This is a genomic window from Pseudomonas sp. KBW05 (genome assembly GCF_003852405.1).
Taxonomy (GTDB): domain Bacteria; phylum Pseudomonadota; class Gammaproteobacteria; order Pseudomonadales; family Pseudomonadaceae; genus Aquipseudomonas.
The window spans coordinates 138,133-157,401 of the sequence record NZ_QAJM01000008.1 but is presented as its reverse complement, the minus strand read 5'-3'; the positions used below and the strand labels follow the sequence as shown (position 1 = coordinate 157,401).

At 60.5% G+C, this 19,269-nt stretch carries 20 protein-coding genes and 1 tRNA gene; 9 read left to right on the top strand and 12 right to left on the bottom strand.

Annotation, left to right across the window (positions count from 1 at the left end; all coding sequences use genetic code 11):
• Positions 1 to 280: 280 nt before the first annotated feature.
• The gene (gene lldD / locus DBR46_RS08475) at positions 281 to 1,417 is read right to left on the bottom strand and encodes an FMN-dependent L-lactate dehydrogenase LldD (RefSeq protein ID WP_124525795.1); all 1,137 of its coding nucleotides are present in this window, start codon (positions 1,415 to 1,417) and stop codon (positions 281 to 283) included.
• A 101-nt stretch (positions 1,418 to 1,518) separates the two neighbouring features.
• On the opposite strand from lldD, the gene DBR46_RS08470 reads away from it, so the two are divergent.
• Positions 1,519 to 2,415, top strand: coding sequence for a LysR family transcriptional regulator (locus DBR46_RS08470; protein WP_124525794.1), 897 nt, complete (start codon positions 1,519 to 1,521; stop codon positions 2,413 to 2,415).
• A 50-nt stretch (positions 2,416 to 2,465) separates the two neighbouring features.
• Positions 2,466 to 2,541, top strand: a tRNA-Asn gene (locus tag DBR46_RS08465).
• A 94-nt stretch (positions 2,542 to 2,635) separates the two neighbouring features.
• On the opposite strand, the gene DBR46_RS08460 is transcribed toward DBR46_RS08465, so the two are convergent.
• Together DBR46_RS08460 and DBR46_RS08455 are read right to left on the bottom strand one after the other, a co-directional pair.
• The gene (locus DBR46_RS08460; RefSeq protein ID WP_124525793.1) at positions 2,636 to 4,498 is read right to left on the bottom strand and encodes a DUF3857 and transglutaminase domain-containing protein; all 1,863 of its coding nucleotides are present in this window, start codon (positions 4,496 to 4,498) and stop codon (positions 2,636 to 2,638) included.
• A gap of 131 nt (positions 4,499 to 4,629) precedes the next feature.
• Complete coding sequence (locus DBR46_RS08455) at positions 4,630 to 5,268, bottom strand: TetR/AcrR family transcriptional regulator (protein WP_124525792.1); 639 nt, start codon at positions 5,266 to 5,268, stop codon at positions 4,630 to 4,632.
• Between the two features lie 121 nt (positions 5,269 to 5,389).
• On the opposite strand from DBR46_RS08455, the gene DBR46_RS08450 reads away from it, so the two are divergent.
• Both DBR46_RS08450 and DBR46_RS08445 read left to right on the top strand, forming a co-directional pair.
• Positions 5,390 to 6,607, top strand: a complete 1,218-nt coding sequence (locus DBR46_RS08450) for an MFS transporter (protein WP_124525791.1) — start codon at positions 5,390 to 5,392, stop codon at positions 6,605 to 6,607.
• Positions 6,608 to 6,701: 94 nt separating this feature from the next.
• Entirely contained in the window at positions 6,702 to 7,499 is a 798-nt protein-coding gene (locus DBR46_RS08445) for a DNA/RNA non-specific endonuclease (RefSeq protein ID WP_124525790.1), read from the top strand.
• Between the two features lie 3 nt (positions 7,500 to 7,502).
• Here DBR46_RS08445 and DBR46_RS08440 read toward each other — a convergent pair whose 3' ends face one another.
• From DBR46_RS08440 to DBR46_RS08425, 4 genes are all read right to left on the bottom strand, one after another.
• Positions 7,503 to 7,682, bottom strand: coding sequence for a DUF1289 domain-containing protein (locus tag DBR46_RS08440; RefSeq protein ID WP_124525789.1), 180 nt, complete (start codon positions 7,680 to 7,682; stop codon positions 7,503 to 7,505).
• A 33-nt stretch (positions 7,683 to 7,715) separates the two neighbouring features.
• A complete protein-coding gene (gene dmeF, locus DBR46_RS08435; RefSeq protein ID WP_124525788.1) occupies positions 7,716 to 8,612 on the bottom strand; it encodes a CDF family Co(II)/Ni(II) efflux transporter DmeF in 897 nt (298 codons plus the stop codon).
• Positions 8,609 to 8,884: a metal/formaldehyde-sensitive transcriptional repressor gene (locus DBR46_RS08430; RefSeq protein WP_124525787.1), complete on the bottom strand. Its 276-nt coding sequence runs from the start codon at positions 8,882 to 8,884 to the stop codon at positions 8,609 to 8,611. The genes dmeF and DBR46_RS08430 overlap by 4 nt, the downstream gene beginning before the upstream one ends.
• An 84-nt stretch (positions 8,885 to 8,968) precedes the next feature.
• Entirely contained in the window at positions 8,969 to 9,121 is a 153-nt protein-coding gene (locus tag DBR46_RS08425; protein ID WP_124525786.1) for a DUF2986 domain-containing protein, read from the bottom strand.
• Positions 9,122 to 9,286: 165 nt separating this feature from the next.
• Here DBR46_RS08425 and panB point away from each other — a divergent pair, with 165 nt between their 5' ends.
• The gene (panB, locus tag DBR46_RS08420; RefSeq protein WP_124525785.1) at positions 9,287 to 10,102 is read left to right on the top strand and encodes a 3-methyl-2-oxobutanoate hydroxymethyltransferase; all 816 of its coding nucleotides are present in this window, start codon (positions 9,287 to 9,289) and stop codon (positions 10,100 to 10,102) included.
• Here the strand turns inward: panB and DBR46_RS08415 are convergent.
• A complete protein-coding gene (locus DBR46_RS08415) occupies positions 10,090 to 11,484 on the bottom strand; it encodes a PLP-dependent aminotransferase family protein (RefSeq protein WP_124525784.1) in 1,395 nt (464 codons plus the stop codon). The genes panB and DBR46_RS08415 overlap by 13 nt on opposite strands.
• Positions 11,485 to 11,515: 31 nt before the next feature.
• Positions 11,516 to 12,541: an alpha/beta fold hydrolase gene (locus DBR46_RS08410; RefSeq protein WP_124525783.1), complete on the bottom strand. Its 1,026-nt coding sequence runs from the start codon at positions 12,539 to 12,541 to the stop codon at positions 11,516 to 11,518.
• 157 nt (positions 12,542 to 12,698) lie between these two features.
• On the opposite strand from DBR46_RS08410, the gene DBR46_RS08405 reads away from it, so the two are divergent.
• Both DBR46_RS08405 and DBR46_RS08400 read left to right on the top strand, forming a co-directional pair.
• Positions 12,699 to 13,271: a hypothetical protein gene (locus DBR46_RS08405; protein ID WP_124525782.1), complete on the top strand. Its 573-nt coding sequence runs from the start codon at positions 12,699 to 12,701 to the stop codon at positions 13,269 to 13,271.
• 45 nt (positions 13,272 to 13,316) lie between these two features.
• Positions 13,317 to 14,639: a hypothetical protein gene (locus DBR46_RS08400; protein WP_124525781.1), complete on the top strand. Its 1,323-nt coding sequence runs from the start codon at positions 13,317 to 13,319 to the stop codon at positions 14,637 to 14,639.
• Positions 14,640 to 14,663: 24 nt separating this feature from the next.
• Here DBR46_RS08400 and DBR46_RS08395 read toward each other — a convergent pair whose 3' ends face one another.
• Positions 14,664 to 15,179 (bottom strand): hypothetical protein, encoded by a 516-nt coding sequence (locus DBR46_RS08395; RefSeq protein WP_124525780.1) that lies wholly within the window; start codon positions 15,177 to 15,179, stop codon positions 14,664 to 14,666.
• A 245-nt stretch (positions 15,180 to 15,424) separates the two neighbouring features.
• Here DBR46_RS08395 and DBR46_RS08390 point away from each other — a divergent pair, with 245 nt between their 5' ends.
• Positions 15,425 to 15,727 (top strand): type II toxin-antitoxin system RelE/ParE family toxin, encoded by a 303-nt coding sequence (locus tag DBR46_RS08390; protein ID WP_124525779.1) that lies wholly within the window; start codon positions 15,425 to 15,427, stop codon positions 15,725 to 15,727.
• A 1-nt stretch (position 15,728) separates the two neighbouring features.
• A complete protein-coding gene (locus DBR46_RS08385; RefSeq protein ID WP_124525778.1) occupies positions 15,729 to 16,097 on the top strand; it encodes an addiction module antidote protein in 369 nt (122 codons plus the stop codon).
• A 134-nt stretch (positions 16,098 to 16,231) separates the two neighbouring features.
• Here DBR46_RS08385 and gudD read toward each other — a convergent pair whose 3' ends face one another.
• Complete coding sequence (gudD, locus tag DBR46_RS08375) at positions 16,232 to 17,557, bottom strand: glucarate dehydratase (RefSeq protein ID WP_124525777.1); 1,326 nt, start codon at positions 17,555 to 17,557, stop codon at positions 16,232 to 16,234.
• A 19-nt stretch (positions 17,558 to 17,576) separates the two neighbouring features.
• Positions 17,577 to 18,938, bottom strand: coding sequence for an MFS transporter (locus tag DBR46_RS08370; RefSeq protein ID WP_124525776.1), 1,362 nt, complete (start codon positions 18,936 to 18,938; stop codon positions 17,577 to 17,579).
• Positions 18,939 to 19,269 lie beyond the last annotated feature (331 nt).

Sequence of the window (19,269 nt, the reverse complement as noted above, 5' to 3'; positions counted from 1 at the left end):
CCTCTAAGCACTTAACTGTCTTACAGGCTCGATAAGAGTGGCGAGTGCCATGCGTAGTACTGTTCCCTCAGTTCCGTAAAACATTGGAAACAGTTTAAACCGCTTTGCAGTGGGTTATAACCCCTGGGCACTGCCACACGTCTTGTCATCGCCTAACCTGCTTGAAAAGAGTTAGAGCGAGATTCATGCCAAATAGTTTGTTTTTATAAAACTTCTTTTAAATCAATCGACTGTAATTGGCACGCCCGTGCGAATGTAAAGAGTGGCGCCGGTTATTTGGCTATTGGCCCACCAACGTCGTGTGGTCGATCTGGTCGATTGAGGTCACGCCGGTCAATGTCATGGCCACGCGCATTTCCTTGGCGAAGATATCCAGCAGGTTTTCCACCCCGTGCTGGCCGTCGGCGGCCAGTGCGTAGACGGTGGAACGTCCCAGCAGGCACGCCTTGGCCCCGAGGGCGAGCATGCGCACCACGTCGAGCCCGGAGCGTACGCCCGAGTCTACCAATACCGTCAGGTCATCACCGACGGCCTCGGCAATCGGCGGCAACGCCTTGGCGGTGGACAGCACGCCGTCCAGTTGCCGGCCGCCATGGTTGGAGACCACGATGCCATCCGCGCCGAAACTCACGGCGTCCTTGGCGTCCTGTGGGTCGAGGATGCCCTTGATGATCATCGGGCCCTTCCAGAAATCGCGGATCCACTCCAAGTCGTTCCAGCTGATCGACGGGTCGAAGTTGTTGGCCAGCCAGCCGATGTAGTCTTCCAGATGGGTGGGTTTGCCCAGGTACCTGGAGATGTTGCCCAAGTCATGGGGGCGGCCCAGCAACCCGACATCCAAGGCCCACTGTGGCTTGGTGACCGCCTGCAGCATGCGCCGCGACGCGGCGAAGGGGCCGGACATGCCCGAATGCGCATCCCGGTAGCGTGACCCAGGGGTGGGCATGTCCACGGTGAACACCAGCGTGGTGACCCCGGCAGCTTGCGCACGCTCCAGGGCGTTGCGCATGAAGCCGCGGTCCTTGAGCACATAGAGTTGGAACCAGATCGCCTGCGGGCTTTGTGACGCGACCTCTTCAATCGGGCACACCGACACCGTGGACAGGCAGAAGGGAATGCCCTTGTTCGCCGCCGCCTTGGCCGCTTGCACCTCACCGCGACGCGCATACATGCCCGTCAGGCCGACAGGGCTGAGGATCACCGGCAGCGCCAGCTCCTGGCCAAACAGCGTGGTCTTGAGGCTCAGGTTGTCGACATTGCGCAGAATGCGTTGACGCAGGCTGATATTCGCCAAGTCCGAACCGTTGGCGCGCATCGTGTGCTCAGCGTTGGCACCACCGTCGATGTAATCGAACAGAAAGCGCGGCAGCTTGCGTCGGGCGGCTTCACGGTAATCGGAAGCGGACGAAATGATCATCAGCGTAAACTCCACAGGTCAAAGGGGGTTCACGATAAGCAAAGCTCTGGCATGATAAAAACAACTTTTTCAACTAGAACCCAGTCGCTAAAGGAATACCGATGAACCTCAGAACGCTGCGTACCTTTGTCGAAGTGGTGCGCCAGGGCGGTTTCTCCCAGGCGGCTGAGGTGGTGTCCCTGACCCAATCCACGGTCAGTAAGGCGGTCAAGACTCTGGAGGACGAGCTGGGCATGCCGTTGCTCAATCGTCTCGGGCACCGCAACGAACTGACCGCCGCCGGTGAAATGACCTACCGGCGTGCCCTGGTGCTGCTCGCCGAACACAACGACCTGGTGGCCGAGATCAACGACTTGCGCGGCCTCAAGCGCGGCGTGCTGCGCATCGGCTTGCCACCGGTAGGGTGCGGCGTGCTGTTCGCCGCGATGTTTGCGACCTACCGCCGCCGCTATCCCGACATCGAAATCGAACTCACCGAATACGGCAGCAAAAAACTGCGCGAATGCCTGGAAGCGGGGGAGGTGGACCTGGCAGCCCTGCTGTTACCGGTGGATGAAGACTTTGATTACCAGCCGGTGCGCAACGAACCCTTGATGGCCGTGTTGCCGGTGGACCATCCGTTGGCACAACGCACCCGCATCGATTTCACTGATCTTGCCGACTCACCGTTCATCCTGTTCGAGGCCGGCTTCGCCCTGAATGCCAAGATCCTCGCCGCCTGCGAGCGCAAAGGCGTGACCCCACGCGTCGCCGCCCGCAGCGGACAGATCGACTTTATCGTCGATCTGGTCTCTGCAGGTCTGGGCGTCGCCTTCCTGCCGCGCATGTTGGCGCACAAGCACCAACACGCCGGCATCGCCCTGATCCCCCTGGACGAGCCCCACACCGACTGGCACATCGCCCTGGCCTGGCGCGGCAGCGCCCACCTGCCGCCAGCAGCACGGGCCTGGTTGGATCTGGCCAAAGAGCAGGCACTTCTGACCGCTCATCCGCTTTAATGGCTTAAGAAGCTTGACTTCTTCTTTTTAATCAGTAACATACGGCGAATTCCGCGATAGCTCAGTTGGTAGAGCAAATGACTGTTAATCATTGGGTCCCTGGTTCGAGTCCAGGTCGTGGAGCCAGATAGAGAAAAGCCTGCAGAGATGCAGGCTTTTTTTTGCCTTGGATTTGGCCCGGCCGTTCACGCGCGACGTCTATCGCGCGTGAACCTTGCCCTTACAACGTCTGCACAATCACCTGACTTTTCAGATCATTGACCATCCCTTCAATCGCCGGCTTCATCGCAATGAAATCCTGCGGGCTGCATTGCGCGTCGGTGTGGTTGAACTGGTAGTGGCGGGTGACCACCACGCCGTTGCCATCCTGGGCGTAGGTGGCCTGGTAATCGAAGCCGCCTTGTTTGAGCGACACCGCCTTGGGCACTGCCAGAATGTTTACCGTCTTGGGGAAGTCGAAGCGGGCCTGCTCCGAGATTTCGCCAGAGAGGCAGGTGAAGTTCTGGGTGCGTTCCTTCTCGGCCATAAACGCAAACACGTTCTGGGAGATGCCGCCGGCGAGGCTGGAGAGGGTCGGTACGCCGGTGGGTCCAGGGAGGTTGACCAGGTTGTCGGTGTGGCCCTTGATCACAGACTTGAAGGTCGGCGCGTTGCCTTCCAGCGAGTCGCTTTCGACCTCGCCACCACCGGACTGGCCGTACAGGCTGAGGATTTTCTGCGTCAGTTGTTTCATGTCGGCAGGGGGCAGCGATTTGAATACGAAACGATTGAACTCTGCGCTCCAGCCTTCCACGGTGGAGATGTTGTTGAAGTCGGCGGCACCGCTGTCTGCGACGTTGAATGTCAGTGTGTTATCGACCTTGTTCAGTTGGCTGATCGGCGTGCGTTCCAGTACGCCGGTCTGGGTCAGCAGCACCGGTTTGCCCAGTTCCGGGATCGGCAGGTAGCCGGCCGCAAGCGGTGTGGCGGTGGAGTCCAGGTACAGGTCCAGGCTTGGCACGTAGGTGATGGCATGGTTGAGCAGCCCCAGCGTTGGCACGGTTGGCAGGGCGTAGGCGTTGCCGAAGTTGATCAGCGCGGGCGAGCTTTCGATGGCCACGGCCTTGAGCAGGGCTTCGAGCAGGGCGACATGGTCTTTGCAGTCGCCGTAGCGGTTGTCCAGTACGGCCTGTGCCGGGTGTGGCACCACGCCGCCGGCGCCGACGTACACGGCGACGTAGCGAATGTTCTTGCGCACCCAGTCACTTAGCGCCAGGGCTTTGCTGTGGGGCGTGTCGAGCTGGGCGGTGAGTTCCTTGGCCAGCTGCGTGATGGCGGGTGTCACTTCAACCTGGGCCCGGGCAGCGTAGGCTTGGGCAAATTGCGTGTAGTCGGCGAACGTCGAGACGGCCATGAATTGCCCGTAGTCGGTGTAGGCGACAGCGCCGTTCTCTATGCGGGATTTCTCGGTGGGTTGCAGGTCCCAGCGATAGATCTTGCGGCCGGGCGCCGCCGCAGGCGTGGACGCCTTGTAGCCTTTGGCGTCCGCGTACAGCGGCATGTTCGCCGGCATATCGTAGGAATAGCTGGTCTGCTCGGTGTGGTAGAAGTCCGGCGCGTTCATGTCTTCGAACTGCTGGGGAAACAACGGCTTGTTGCGCTGACGCTGATACCGCAGGACCAGGCGGTCGCCCACGGCCACATCCGGGAAGATCACCACTTTGACCCGCGAATCCTGGAACATCGGCGCATCCGCCGAAGCCTGCTCCTGCTGTTCCTTGATCTGCTTGGGTTGCACGCGGATTTTGCGGCCGCTGGCTTTCTGGGTGTAGGCCTCGACGACCTTCAGGGTTTCCAGTGTGCGGTTGAAGGCCAGGGGACGCTGGGCGTGCAATTTGATTGCGCGCTCTTCATTGACCTTGGCGATCATTTCCACGTCGAGCACAAAGCTGCCGTCGGCGTTGACCACATAAGACTGGGTGTTTTTTTCAATGGTGAGTGAGTGGTCGGTGTCATCGGCCTGCACGTGTGCAGTGAACAGCCCGCAAACGACCACGGCCAGCACGCCGAACAGGCGTGCCGGGAGGAGAGTAAAGCCTTGCATAAAGATCCTTCTGAACGATGACGCGCACCGTCTTCAAGAGGGTGCGCGCTCCTTGGGTAATCCGCTAATGCGAAGCGTTACTATATAGAGGTGGCAAAGGGCCTGCTGGCTTTTTATGGATTGTCAGCCCATCAGTAGTGCTTGATACGTGGCGCTACAACCGAGGCAGCGACGTCCCACGTCAGCAGCAGTTGGGTAATCGCCGCGTCGATGACGGCATGGGGCACGTTATCGCGCGCGAGGATCGAAACGCCCTGCAAAAAGCTGTCGAACACCGCGGCCATCGCTGCGCCGCTCGGCATATCGGGCAATTGCCCTGCGCGGATCGCCCGCTCGACACAGGCCACGATTCCCGCCCGCGTGCGCACCCGGGATTGCGTCAGCGCATCCGCCACCCGCGCATTCTCGGGGCTCGGTGCACTCATGACACCAAGCGCCACCATGCAGCCCTTGGGATGCCCGTCTTCACACTGCATGCGCGCCGACTGGCGCAGTGCGGTCTCGATGGCTTGGCGCGGCAGCAGGGTTTCGTCCCACAGGCATTCGGTGACTTGGGCGTAGGTCGCCAGGTAGCGCTGCACGCATTCGTTGAACAAGGCTTCTTTGGAGCCGAACGCGGCGTAAAAACTCGGCGCGGAGATGCCGCCACCCAGGCCGGTTTTGAGCTGGGCGAGGGAAGTGGCGTCGTAGCCGTGTTGCCAGAACAGGTGCATGGCCTGTTCCACGGCGTGGTCGCGGTCGAAGTTACGGGGGCGGCCCATTTGTGCCATCTGTGGTCTCCGGTGGGGAAGCGAGATAAATACTAGTCGATACATAAGTCGTTGACAACGTGCTGTCGGCGCCTGCAACATTTGTATCGATCAGTATTTAAGTGCCTCCAAGGAGTTTCCCGTGACCCCCTCACTCAGCTTATCCGCGTCATCCGAACGCCTGCCCATCGGCGCCTTGCTCGCCCTGGCCATGACCGGTTTTATCTGCATCGTCACCGAAACCTTGCCTGCGGGCCTGCTGCCATTGATCAGCGAGGGCCTGGCGATCTCGCCGTCGATGGCTGGGCAGATGGTCACCGCGTATGCGCTGGGCTCGGTGCTCGCGGTGATCCCCATGACCATTGCGACCCGTGGTTGGCGCCGACGTAATGTGCTGCTGCTCACCATCGTCGGCTTCCTGTTGTTCAACTCCATTACGGCGCTGTCGTCCCACTTTGGCGTGACCCTGGTCGCGCGTTTTTTTGCCGGTGTCGCAGCCGGATTGGCCTGGAGCCTGTTGGCCGGTTACGCCCGGCGCATGGTCGCGCCGCACCAGCAGGGTAGGGCGCTGGCATTGGCGATGGTCGGCACGCCGATCGCATTGTCGCTGGGTGTGCCGCTGGGCACGTGGCTGGGCGGGTTGATGGGTTGGCGCACCACGTTCGGCCTGATGTCGGCGCTGACGTTGGGGCTGATCGTCTGGGTGTTGGTGAAGGTCCCGGACTATCCACCGCAGGCCGCGCATCAGCGTGTGTCCCTGGGCCAGGTGCTGACCACGCCGGGCGTGCGGCCGGTGCTGGCGGTGGTGATCAGTTGGATGCTGGCGCACAACATTCTGTACACCTACATCGCCCCGTTTGTGGCGCAAGCAGGCCTGGCGGCGCGAGTGGATGGGGTGCTGCTGGTGTTTGGGGTGGCCGCGTTGGCGGGGATTTGGCTGACGGCCAGATTGGTCGAGCCGTTACTGCGCCAAACCGTTTTAGTCAGCCTCGCGACGTTCGCGGGGGTCAGCGTGGTGTTTGGTTTTGTCGGAAACTTGCCCCTGGTGATTTACCTCGGTGTCGCCGTGTGGGGCCTGAGCTTCGGCGGCGCCGCGACACTGTTGCAAACCGCCCTGGCCGACGCGGCGGGAGAGGGCGCTGACGTCGCGCTGTCGCTGAATGTGGTGGCGTGGAATAGCGCGATTGCCGCCAGCGGCGTGGCCGGCGGGGTGTTGCTGGAGACCTGGGGAGCGGCGTCGTTTCCGTGGGCGATGCTGGTGCTGATCGCGCTGTCATTTGCGCTGGCCTGGGGCGCTCGCAGCCATGGGTTCAAGCCGGGAGCGCGGGGTGCGGGAAAACCTGCAGCCGTCGGGCACTAATCTGACATCCTGTAGTCAGTAATCCCTGCAATATCATCCACTTGGCTCCGCTCGCCGGAGCCTGTCGCTTGACTCTCTTCTGAAGATTTAACCCATGTACCTACGCAAAATTGCCGTTGGGCTGTCAGCCCTTGTTTTGCTTTCCGCCGGGGCGAATGCCCGCAGTCAGTCAGACCTCTATACCCAGCAACAAAAACAGCTGTCATTCGACAGTTGCGCCGAGCTGTTTCCCACCGCAAAACCGATCAACACCGCCACGGTGCCTGCCGCCATGAAACCCCTGGCGCTGTGCTCCGATCACTTTGCAGTGCTCTATTCGCAAACCAGCAAGACCCCGCTGGTGGTAGTTGAACGCCTGAATGCCGCGCAATTGAAAGACGCCAAGGGCGAGGAGCGTACCAACCAGTTCTACGCCGACCCGCGCATTCCTAAAAGTGGCCGCGCCGAGTTGAGCGACTACCGCAGCCAGCACCCGGCCGTGGACCGTGGCCACCAATCCCCAGCCGCCGACGCGCCCAACGCCAATGCCATGGCCCAGTCGTTTGCGTTGTCGAACATGGTGCCGCAAGACCCTACCAACAACCGCAAGATCTGGAGCAAGGTCGAGGCGGATGTGCGCAAGTTTGCCGTGCGTGCCGGCGGCGATGTGTATGTGTTCACCGGCCCGCTGTTCGACGCCGGCTACAGCACCATCGGCGACAACCGGGTGTGGGTGCCGACACGGCTGTTCAAGTTGGTGTATGACGCCTCGTCCAAGCGCGCCTGGGCATACGTGTTGCCCAACACCGAAACCCGCATCCAGAAGCCGATGGACTACGACACCTTTGTGAAAAGTACCGGGCTCAAGTTGCTCGGCAACCTTCCCGTGTCGGGCTCGGTGGGACGTACCTGACGGCTACTTGGCCTTTTTCAGCGCCTTCAAACGCTGGGTCGCCCGTTGCACGGCGGCCATTTTCTCCGGGCGTTTCATCTTTTTCCATTTACGGATGTCGTCCTTGTTGCGCCCGCAGCTGACGCAAAGATCGCCGCTGAGCTGACAGGTGGAGATGCAGGGATTCTCGATATCTTTAGCCAAGGGTTCACCCGGGGTTGGAAGAAGTGGCCGTGGTTACACGGCACGAAACTCGACGGTGAGGTGGCTCACTTCGTGAACCGGCTTGAGGCGCTCGCGAATGCCCTCGGCATCCGTCGTCGCACTGCCCACCACGCTGACAATCGCCGCATGGGCGTCTGGCCCGACACGCCAGACGTGCAAGTCGGTGATCCGTGCATCGCCAGGTTGTTCAACCCGCTCGCGGATCTCGGCGGCGACGTGCTCGTCAGTGCGGTCCAGCAGCACGCCAGCGGTCACCCCCATCAAGCTCCAGGCCCAGCGCGCAATGACGATGGCGCCGACAATGCCCATCACCGGGTCCAGCCACACCCAGCCCAAGTAGCGCCCGGCCAGCAACGCGGCAATGGCGAGCACGGAGGTCAGTGCGTCGGCGATGACGTGGACGTAGGCAGAGCGCAGGTTGTTGTCATGGCCGTGGTGATGGTCGTGATCGTGGCTATGACCGTGGCCCAAGAGCAGCGCACTGACGATATTGACGACCAGGCCAACCACGGCGATCAAGGTGGCGGTGCCGAATTGCACCTCGGCAGGGTCGAGCAGGCGCATCACCGACTCCACGCCAATCCCCAGCGACACCAACGCCAGGATCAACGCCGAGGCAAAGCCACCGAGGTCGCCGACCTTGCCTGTGCCAAAGCTGTAGCGCGGACTGTTCGCATGCCGTTTGGCATAGGCGTACGCAGCGGCAGCAATACCCAACGCACCCGCATGGGTGGCCATGTGAAAGCCGTCAGCGAGCAGGGCCATGGAGCCGGTGATTGCGCCGGCGGCGATTTCCACCACCATCATCGCCACCGTCAGCAACACGACCCACAAGGTGCGCCGGGCGTTTTCATCGTGGGATGAGCCGAGGAACACGTGTTCGTGGGTATGGCTATTGGCGAGGCTCATTTGGAGTAGCGCCGGATGGCTTCAAGCAGCTCTTCGACGCCCCTGCTGCGCGCTTCCTCGGAGAGGGTCGGGTCGGCCACGTGCGCCCTGGCATGGTCTTCGATGATTTCTTCCATCAGGCCGTTGATCGCGCCGCGTGTGGCGGCGACCAGGTGCAGGGTCTTGGCGCAGTCGGCGTCCGCTTCCAGCTCGCGCTCAAGGGCCTGGATCTGCCCGGCGATGCGTTTTACGCGTTTGATCAAGCTGTCTTTGTTTGCGGATACGTGGCCCATGGATATACCCCCCCTACCTATGATGGGGGCGATCATTGCATACCCCGCCCCCCTATAACAAGGCGCGGTGCCAAGCGGCTTGGGTCACTCCTGTTCCGCAGCCGGGGCGGCTTCTTCAGCCAGCTTCAGGCGGTCGGCTTTGCTGATGTATTTGTCTTTGGGTTTGGGCGCCAGTTTGGCGTTGGCCTTCTTTGCTTTGGCCTTGAACAGTTGCTGCAGTTTTTTCTGGCGATTCATGGGTTTTTATCCGACGGGTGAATGGGTGAATGATACCAGTTTAAAAAACCGTGACCGTTTCCCTGGGTCGCTTTTTAGCGCCGATCTGTGCATTGAATCGCCTCGCGTTTCGCCAATAATCGGGCCGTGCAATACCCGAGCATCCAGCGCTAACGGAAGACATTGATGAGCATCCACACCCGCACCAAACGCATGACCGTCCCGCAACTGGTGGCGATGAAGGGCCAGCAGAAAATCGTCTCCCTGACCGCCTATTCCAGCGCCATTGCCACGCTGATCGACCCACTGGTGGACTTCATCCTGATCGGCGACTCCACGGCCATGGTCGGTTACGGCCGGCCATCGACCCTGAGCATGCAGCTCGAAGAAATCATCGGCCACACCCGTGCGGTGGTCGATAGCACGCGGCTGGCCTGTGTCATTGCTGACATGCCGTTTGGCAGTTACCAGGAGTCCAACGAGCAAGCTTTTCGCAATTGCGCCCAGGTGCTGGCGCGTACGGGTTGCGATGCGGTCAAGCTGGAAGCCAACCAGGCGTTGGCGGGCACCGTCGAGTTTCTGGTGGCACGCGGCATTCCGGTGATGGCGCATGTGGGGTTGATGCCGCAGTTCGTCAACGTGATGGGCGGGTTCAAGGCCCAGGGCCTCACGGCCGAGACCGGCGCGGTGATTGCCGAGGATGCGCGCGCAAATCTGCAAGCCGGGGCCTTCAGCCTGCTGCTGGAAGGGGTTGCCGAAGGCGTGGCCCGGCAGATCACCCTGGACTCGAAAATGCCCACCATTGGCATTGGCGCTTCACCGGCTTGCGACGGCCAGGTGCTGGTCACTGAAGATGTGCTGGGCCTGGGCGGTGCGCATTTGCCGCGCTTCGTCAAACAGTACGCCGACGTGGGCGCAGTGATCCGCGATGCCTGCGCGCGGTATGCCGACGACGTGCGCCACGGTCGTTTCCCCGAGGCGCGGCATTGCTATGGGCTGTGACGGATGGCCTGGGCCAGTTGCTGCACGGCTTGGGCAATATCCTTGCTCCAGTCGAGGGTGAAGCTCAGGCGCAGGTGATGTTTCCAGGCACCTTGCTGGCTGAACAGCTCCCCCGGGGCGATGACGATTCGCTGGGCCAGCAGGCGTTCGAACACTTGGCGCATGTCGGTTGGGTGCGTGGCCGCCAGCCAGAAGCACGCACCACCTTGCGGGGAGGTCACGTGGAACTGGCCTGCGCCGTGTTCATCCAGCAGGCTGCGCAGGCGCGTCATGTGCTCCATCAGCAGGGCGCGCAGGGCCTGTAGATGCAGGTCGAAACGCCGGGTGCCGAACAGTTTGGCGATGGCTTTCTGGCGGCTCGGCGAGAGGCGGAATGCCCGCTCCCGGAACTGCTGCTGCAACTGCGCCGCGTGGCCGCGACACAGCACGTAACCGTAGGGCGCTTCCGCACCGATGACCTTGTCGAAGGTGGAGAACACCAGCAGCTTCTGTGGGTCGGCAAAGTCGCGGTAACGGGCCGGTTGCGCGGCGAAGTACAGCTCGCCGTACGTGTCGTTTTCGAACAGCCAGATCGCCCTTTGCGCCAGCCACTGACAGATCTGTTGCTTGTCCTGGGCCGGTGTCACGCTGCCGTGGGGCGTGTTCACCGTCGAGGACAGTACGGCCAGGCGGATGGGTTCGTGGTTGAGCACGTCATTCAGTGCACCGAGGTCAAAGCGCCCGTCGGCGTCGAGCGGCACTTCGATCACGCGGATCCGGGCCGCCTGCAACTGGCGCAGGATCGCCCACGAACAGGGTGATTCCACCAGCGCCACGCTGCCTTCCAGGTCCAGTGCGCGCAACGACAACGCCAGTACACTGTGCAGGTCCGCGCCGATGTACACCTGATCCGCCTGCCAATAGTCGTCAGTGGAACGGGTGTAGCGTTCGGCCAGTGCCGCGCGTAATTCGGCTTCACCGAACGGCAGGAAGAGCGGGGTGGGCGAGCGTGGGTAGTGGCGAGCCAGTTCGCGCTCGATCATCAGCAATGGGTTTTCCAGCGACAGCAACATGGCCGGTGCGTCGCTGCTCAGGGCCAGCATGCCCGGTTGGCGGGCGCTGGCGAAAACCTGGTCAAGCAGGTTGGGTAAGCGTTCATTCACTGCAACAACTGGCATCAACCGAGTGAAATAACCCTGCTTGGGTCTGGCGCAGATGCGTCCTTCATCTTCGAGCAATGCATAGGCGTACTTGGTGGTCGAGACCGACACCCCCAGGCGCTGGGCCAGTTGGCGCAGAGATGGCAGCTTGTGCACGCCTTGCGCCGGGGCGGTCTCGATCAACTCGACGAGGTAACGGTAGACGGCTTGGTAGGCGAAGGGCGTGGTGGTGGTCTTGTCCATGGATCCTCCTGCCGATCAAGCCGAACCGCTGCTACTTGGCTGCAGGCCGCGCCAGGAAATCGGTGATCAATCCTACCACCTGCTGCTGGATCACTTCCCGTGGCCGCGCGCCCTTGGCATCGTGACAAATCATCCCGTCACCGGGCGAGCTTTCTTCGATCAGCGCCTCGCCCGTGGGTTTGCAGATCGCCATAAAGCTGAAGTGGGTGGCGTCGTCGATCTTCAAATACTGTGCCGTTGCCTTGGGCAGACGCTTGGCCAGGTCCGTAGACTCCAATTCAGCGGGCAGATCCGGCCCGTTCGCCGCTGCCGCCAGCACCAATACCGGCACCGGCAGTGCGGCGAGGCTGGCGTCGGTCATGCCGCGTGACAGGCCCAGGTCCAGGGACACCACGGCGGTGACGCGCTTGTCGCGCAAGTCGGCCGCCATCTGGGTGCTGTCGGGGTTCGTCTTCTGATAGGCGATGCAGCCGGACAGCTGCACGTGGGCCGCGCAATCCTTGGCGAACAGCGCGGGGTCGAAGCGCGCGCCGGCGAGCTCCAGCACGGTCCAGCCACCGAGGGAGTGCCCGATGGCGGCAATCCGCTGCGGGGCGACTGCGCCAAACTGCTGCGGCTGCGCGAGCACCGCATCGATGGCCCGGCTCAGGTCCTTGGGCCGCTGCCACAATTGCGCGGCGGCTTCCGGGCTGCGGTCTTTGCTGGTGGTGCCGGGGTGGTTGACCGCCGCAACGATGTAGCCCTTGTGGGCCAGCGCACTGGCCAGCCACAGCTGGTTGCCCCAATTGCCGCCGTTGCCATGGGACATCACCACCAGCGGATGTTTACCACTGGCAGGCGGCGCGTCGGGTACGGCGAGGGCGCCGTAGAACACGGCATCGTCGCGGATCAATTCCGGTTTGGCTTTGGTGTTGGCGGGGTACCAGACGACCATCTGCAACGGGCGGTTGTTCTGCGCGTCGGGGAGGGTGGTGTTCTGGAAACCGATAGGGGCGTTGTCGGCGAATGCGGGTGTGGTGAGGCCAATCAAGAGCAAGGCGCGGAGGGCGTTTTTCACTGTTGTTATCGTCCTTGAAAGTGAGGCGCGGATCATGACTGGAAATCGGCGGTTTTGGTAGAGGGGGCAGGGGACTAGGAAGTTTCTGGCGTGATCCTACTTTTAAGTATGACGGAGTTGTCGTTCATTATTTTAGGAAGTGGGTGGATGTTGGTGATTGTTAATTCGTGCAAGAGTGGTGGCGTGGTTCTTACAGGTTGATTGGTTTGATTCTTTTGTATTAACTCCTGACGCTAGGGTGATAATTATGAAGAGGCTAATGTTTTTTCCATGTAACTATCGGGTCGGTTTTCTGGTTGCTGCGTTGCTATCCTTCAGCGGTGCCGTTTACGCGGTGGACGCGACGATCACTAAGACCGATGCGCCGGATGTTATTACCGTGATATCAATTGGTGGTACGGGTTTATCTTTTTTTGGTCTGAGCAATACGGATTTTCCGGATGCGACAGTCGGGCGATCGATGAAGTTGCGGGGTATTGAGTGGCGAACAACGTCGTACCCTCAAACGCTCGACGAAAAAGTAGAACTTTGCTATTTCCGGCCCTTCCAGGGGTTGGAAAACAATTGCAGGCCAATCTGGCCGAGTATGTCGGGTACGTTGCATGATTTTGATGATCTGCCATTCGGCAGGGGCGCATCGGTCACAATAAAACATCATGTAAAAGATGGTGGTGCACGACTTGCTTATCCCGCCGGTACTGACTCGGTGACTTATCACTATAGCTATTAGTTAGTTGCTTTAAATTCTCGTGTGTGTGGGGTATGGAGGATGGTCATGAATACTATTGTGACGCGGTTTTCTTTAGCGGACAGTCGCTTGGCAAGCGTTCCCTCTAGCGCTGTCCACGCGCCATCGGTTATGCCTGTGGACGGTGAAAGCAATACCTCAAACACCGAGGGCGACACTGGTACGATCAGCACGTTGTCAACGCTGGCCCGCCAACTTAGCGAGGCGGCAGAACGGGCTAAAGCCCGCGACACTCATAAGGACGGGCGCGACACACTTGCCGCAGAAGCCTATCTCGCCAACAAAGCACAATCTGATTCCGAGGGGGCGGAGCTTCTAGCTCGGGCTCGGCAAGCTACCTGCTTCATCGACGGCGCTGATAGCAATCCGTTCAAAGGCCTCGCGCGCGACCAGTTGAATCTGATTGCCCACGATGAGGGGGGCTCCTTTACCATCAACGAGCGGTGCGCCGCGTGGAAGGAGTTGCAGGCTTCCGCCGCGTCTGGCACTGCAAATACTGCCGATGTATCTGCCAGTGGGCGGGAGATCATGGTCTCCCGCTTGTTTCTCGGCATCGAGCCCCCAGTTGCCAAAGCTCCAATGACCATGCTCAACATGAGTCAAAGTGCTTATGACTTTCTCACCCGAGATGATCGTGAATTACTGTCGCAAATGTACGCGTATGCGCAGGAGCAAGGTGCAGATTTGCGCAATGTCGATAACGTGGCCGGTTTACTGGCTGACTATCGCCATCACAACGATGGCCGCCAGCTCCTGAATGCCAACAACGGCAAGGGTTACGACCTGGAGGGGTACATGGTTACGGTAGACTTCCAGGCAGAGGATGCAGCCACCGCTTCACGCATCTTGAACGGCACGGCGATCAACAGCACGCTTATCGACCGGGGCTTTCTACGCCACTTTCTCGATCCTGGTTACGGTGCGCTGCAAAACACCAGTGATCTGGCTTTTCTTGAGCAGATGGTGATCAAGTTCTCAGCCGAAGGCACTACGCAAACCTCACTTGACCGCAAGTTCGCGTCCTACAAGTCAATCAGCATCAACGACAATGTTGTGGTTACCACCCACAAGAACGTGAAACTTCCCCCTTTCAAAGCGCATGTCACGAACGTCGATGGCGTTTGGACGCTTACCGAAGAAGGCAAAGCCGCGGGCTATGTGCTGGACAAAGCAACCGGCCGGCTGATCGAGCCAGCCGCTCGTCCTGACGATCAGGCGCCGGCGACCTTTGGTCGCGAGTCGCCCAATCATACCGTCATGGACTACAGCGCGGACCGCCCTGACCAGCCAGGCACGCGCTGGCTCATGCCCGGCAACTTGTTCAAGTTGATGCGAAATTTCATGTCCTGAGCGCTGTTGATCTCCGACAACCTATCAGCCTTGCACTGTGGGCGGCGTGTGATCGGATGCTGGGGATTGCGCGTCGGGGAGCATGAAGGCCGAGAGCAGTTTCAGCTGTTTGTAAGGGCCGCTGATGAGCGTATTACCGCCCATGGCTTGCAGGGTGATGCGCTCGGACTGGTAGCGATGAAACAGGCTGAACAGCGGCCTTTTCGGCTGGTACACGCCGGGCTGTGGTTCGACGTATTTCAGGGCGAGCATGGCGCTGCGTACGGCCTCTGGATCGACCTGGCCGGGCACGGTCCATTGGGACAGTGCCATGCTGCTGAAGAAGTTGAAAGTCGAGCCTATGACTGCACCTATGGCCCCGCCAACGAGCAAGTTCATCTTGAACGTGTCGGTGATACCAAAGTACTCGGCAAGCAGCAGTATGGGGGTCATCAGCGCAAGATAAGCGAGGGCTTGTTCTACCGGCGCCCAGGCCTTGGAAGGCTCGCTGCGCAGTTGGTCCTTGAGCTGGAGTTTTTTGATCGTGGTGTCGGGTTGCATGCGTTACCCCTCCTGGGTTGAGACGGTCCTGATGACGAGGCGTCGCATTCTACGCAAAGCGAGGGGCGCGCGGGTGTGAAGATCAATGGTGGGAGATGTCACCTGATTCACCAGAGAAACACGCGCTCATAGAATTGCCAGGCCGCTCCTGCGGGCGCTGGACTAGGGTTTTTTATCTGGAGCGCACCAGACTTAAAAATCCACTAGCATTGGCAAGGAGTAGCCAGTAGGCTACAGGTGATTGTGTGACTAACCTGATCGGCAGGACGCCGGAGTTTGATACATGGCTCGACGGTATGCGGGATGTTTGCGGAAAAACGGCGGTGCTCACCCGGCTGGACCGCGCCGAAGAAAACAACTTCGGCGATTGCGAGCCGGCAGGCGAAGGGCTGAGTGAGATGCGCGTGTTTGTCGGGCCCGGCTACAGAATCTACTTTGTGCGCACGGGAATCACGGCCTACCTGATGGTGTGGGGCAGCGATAAAACCGACCAAAAACGAGGAATCAAACGGGCAAAAGAGATCCTCGATGCCCTGAGAGGTCAATGAAATGAGCGAATCGACATTCAAACCCGAGGACATGCCGATCCTCGATCTGGATACCTCCGGCACCAGCGTCTACGAAGCCTCGCGCTTCCTGGACAGCCCGGAAGTGATCAGTGCTTATCTGGCACAAAGCATGAAGTCCCAGGACCCGCAGATACTGATGAAGGCACTCGCCGAAGTCGCCAAGGCCCAGGGGGTGAACAAGGTGGCCGAGGCGGCGGGAGTTAATCGGGAGAGCCTGTACAAGACGCTCAAAGGCGGCTCGAAAACGCGCTATGAGACGATCCAGAAGCTGATGTTGGCGTTGGGCGTTGAGCTTACCGTGCAGCCGATTGCGATCAAGAAAGCGCCCGTCGTCACCCGCAAGCCCTGACTTCAGAGCGACGCGATCGAAATGTGGGAGCGGGCTTGCTCGCGAAGGCGCTGGATCAGCCAACTCATCAGGTGACTGGCCCACCGCATTCGCGAGCAAGCCCGCTCCCACATTTTTGATCTCTGTTCTCTAGCTCATCGCACCAGGCACGGCTGCTTGTTGTTGAACGTCCACCCCGGAATCAGAAACTGCATCGCCACGCTGTCATCTCGCGCACCGAGGCCCATGCCTTTGTACAGCTCGTGCGCCTTGGCCACGGCGTCCATGTCGATGTCGACCCCCAGCCCGGGCTTGCTCGGCATCTGCACGTAACCCCCTTCGATTTTCAACGGTTCGCGGGTCAGGCGCTGGCCGTCCTGCCAGATCCAGTGGGTGTCGATGGCGGTGATGTCGCCCGGCGCGGCGGCGGCGACCTGGGTGAACATCGCCAGGGAAATATCGAAATGGTTGTTGGAGTGCGAGCCCCAGGTCAGGCCCCACTCATGGCACATCTGCGCGACGCGTACCGAGCCCTGCATCGTCCAAAAGTGTGGGTCAGCCAGTGGGATGTCCACCGATTGCAGTTGGATCGCGTGGCCCATCTCGCGCCAGTCGGTGGCGATCATGTTGGTGGCGGTTTTCAGGCCGGTGGCACGGCGGAATTCGGCCATGACTTCGCGGCCGGAATAACCGTTCTCCGCACCGCATGGGTCTTCGGCGTAAGCGAGTACATGGTGCTGATCGCGGCACAGGCGGATGGCTTCTTTCAATGACCAGGCACCGTTCGGGTCGAGGGTGATGCGCGCATCGGGGAAGCGTTCGGCCAGGGCGGTGACGGCTTCGATTTCGGCGTCGCCGCTCAATACACCCCCTTTGAGTTTGAAGTCGTTGAAGCCGTACTTGGCCTTGGCGGCTTCGGCCAGGCGCACCACGGCGTCGCTGGTCAGCGCCTGTTCGTGGCGCAGGCGGAACCAGTCGTCATCGGCATCCGCTTCGTTGCGGTAGGCCAGGTCGGTGGCGTTGCGGTCGCCGACGTAGAACAGGTAGCCGAGCATTTTGACCGCATCGCGCTGCTGCCCTTCGCCGAGCAAAGCGGCCACGGGCACTTCGAGGAACTGCCCCAGCAGGTCGAGCAACGCCGCCTCCATGGCGGTGACGGCATGAATGGTGATGCGCAGGTCAAAGGTCTGCAGGCCGCGCCCGGCCGAGTCCCGCGAGGCAAAGGTGCTGCGCATCTGGTTGAGGATGCGCTGGTACTGGCCGATGGGTTGGCCGATCACCAGGCTGCGCGCGTCTTCCAGGGTTTCGCGGATACGTTCGCCGCCGGGCACTTCGCCGACGCCGGTGTGGCCGCTGCTGTCCTTGAGAATGACGATATTGCGCGTGAAATACGGGCCGTGGGCGCCGCTGAGATTGAGCAGCATGCTGTCGTGGCCGGCGACGGGAATGACTTGAAAGTGTGTGACTACTGGCGTGTTCATGGCAGGTTCCTAATTGGGCTCAGAGAGGTTTGCTGATGGCAGCGCCGGTGGGCACGGCGCTTGGCGCCGCCAGCACGGCAGAGGGCGAAGTCTTGGCAAAAAACACCAGGATCGCGGCAAGCACCGAAGTGCCGGCCAGGCCGTAGAGGCCGCCCTGGATCGAGCCGGTGGTTTGTTCCAGGAAACCAAAGGTGGTCGGCGCGACAAAACCGCCGAGGTTGCCGATGGAATTGATCAGCGCGATCACCGCCGCCGCGATGCGCACATCCAGGTAGCCCTGGGGGATCGGCCAGAACAGCGACGACGCCGACTTGAAACCGATGGCCGCAAAGCAGATCGCCACAAAGGCAAACACCGGCCCGCCAGTGGTGGACATGAACATGCCTGCCGCCGCAATCAACAACGCCGCCGCAACCCAGGCCTGCTGGAACTTGAACTTGCCCGACAGCGATGCGAAGGCGTACATGGCGATGATCGAGATCAGCCACGGGATCGAGTTGAAGAACCCCACCTGCACATCACTCAAGTCGCCCATCTTCTTGATGATGCTCGGCAGCCAGAACGTGGCGGCGTAGATCGTCAGTTGGATGCAGAAGTACAGGGCGCAGAACAGCAGGATCTGGCGATCCTTGAGCAGCTTGCCGATGGTCGGTTTGACCGTGATCAGCGCCTCACGCTCGCGTTGTTCGCGGTCGATGGCGTTGACCAGCGCGTCCTGTTCCTCGCGGGTCATCCATTTGGCGTCGTGGGGCTTGGAGTCCAGCCAGAACCACACAAAGAACCCCAGCGCCACAGAGGCCAAACCTTCGATGGCAAACATCCACTGCCAGCCGTGAAAGCCGAAGCCCTCGATCTGCAACAGCGCCCCCGACAACGGCCCGGAAATCAGCGACGCAACCGCCGAGCCGCTGAGGAAAATCGCGATGGCCTTGCCGCGCTCGGCAGCGGGCAGCCAGCGGGTGAAGTAATAGATCACGCCGGGGAAGAAACCCGCCTCGGCCACGCCCAGCAGGAAGCGCAGGATGTAGAAGTGGGTTTCGTTCTGGATGAACGCCATCAGCGTGGCGACGATGCCCCAGGTGAACATGATGCGGGTCAGCCAGATCCGTGCACCGACCTTTTGCAGCAGCATATTGGAAGGCACTTCGAAGAGCGCGTAGCCAATGAAGAATAGCCCGGCGCCGAAACCGTACGCCGCCGCGCCGATGCCCAGGTCGTGTTCCATGTGCGTGCGCACAAAGCCGATATTGACCCGGTCGATGTAGTTGAGGATGAACATGATCACGAACAGTGGGAGCACATGGCTCTTCACTTTGCTCACGGCACGCGTGAGGGTGGAATCATTGTCTGGTGCGGCAGATGCATGGTTTGAATTGTTCACAATTCAAAACTCCCCCTGATTATTTTTATGCGGGTTTGGGTGCCTTGTTGATAGACATCATACAAGTGGTTTTCTGCGGTCTGCAATGCGGTGGTAGGCGATTTGTTCTTATAAGGCCAGAAGATGATTGCTTGTTTTGGTTATTTACGTTGTTTTTACTGGGTTTTTTTGATTTTCAGCAGGTTGGCGATTCGCGAGTAAGTGATGGGTCTGAAAATCGGCATGACAGGTTTTAAGGTTGGTTGTCATACAAGTAGGTCGCTTTTTCAATCAACCCAGCGTCACCTCCGGGCAGGGTGTTAAGCTCCCTCCCAGCCCAACCCCGTGGACC

What these genes read in the sequence shown, in the direction of transcription:
- DBR46_RS08385 (WP_124525778.1), top strand. Translation starts at nt 15,729, where the DNA reads ATGAGCGAATCGACATTCAAACCCGAGGACATGCCGATCCTCGATCTG.
- dmeF (WP_124525788.1), bottom strand. Translation starts at nt 8,612, where the DNA reads ATGAGCCTCGCCAATAGCCATACCCACGAACACGTGTTCCTCGGCTCA.
- gudD (WP_124525777.1), bottom strand. Translation starts at nt 17,557, where the DNA reads ATGAACACGCCAGTAGTCACACACTTTCAAGTCATTCCCGTCGCCGGC.
- panB (WP_124525785.1), top strand. Translation starts at nt 9,287, where the DNA reads ATGAGCATCCACACCCGCACCAAACGCATGACCGTCCCGCAACTGGTG.
- DBR46_RS08395 (WP_124525780.1), bottom strand. Translation starts at nt 15,179, where the DNA reads ATGCAACCCGACACCACGATCAAAAAACTCCAGCTCAAGGACCAACTG.
- DBR46_RS08430 (WP_124525787.1), bottom strand. Translation starts at nt 8,884, where the DNA reads ATGGGCCACGTATCCGCAAACAAAGACAGCTTGATCAAACGCGTAAAA.
- lldD (WP_124525795.1), bottom strand. Translation starts at nt 1,417, where the DNA reads ATGATCATTTCGTCCGCTTCCGATTACCGTGAAGCCGCCCGACGCAAG.
- DBR46_RS08445 (WP_124525790.1), top strand. Translation starts at nt 6,702, where the DNA reads ATGTACCTACGCAAAATTGCCGTTGGGCTGTCAGCCCTTGTTTTGCTT.
- DBR46_RS08455 (WP_124525792.1), bottom strand. Translation starts at nt 5,268, where the DNA reads ATGGCACAAATGGGCCGCCCCCGTAACTTCGACCGCGACCACGCCGTG.
- DBR46_RS08470 (WP_124525794.1), top strand. Translation starts at nt 1,519, where the DNA reads ATGAACCTCAGAACGCTGCGTACCTTTGTCGAAGTGGTGCGCCAGGGC.
- DBR46_RS08400 (WP_124525781.1), top strand. Translation starts at nt 13,317, where the DNA reads ATGAATACTATTGTGACGCGGTTTTCTTTAGCGGACAGTCGCTTGGCA.
- DBR46_RS08460 (WP_124525793.1), bottom strand. Translation starts at nt 4,498, where the DNA reads ATGCAAGGCTTTACTCTCCTCCCGGCACGCCTGTTCGGCGTGCTGGCC.
- DBR46_RS08425 (WP_124525786.1), bottom strand. Translation starts at nt 9,121, where the DNA reads ATGAATCGCCAGAAAAAACTGCAGCAACTGTTCAAGGCCAAAGCAAAG.
- DBR46_RS08415 (WP_124525784.1), bottom strand. Translation starts at nt 11,484, where the DNA reads ATGGACAAGACCACCACCACGCCCTTCGCCTACCAAGCCGTCTACCGT.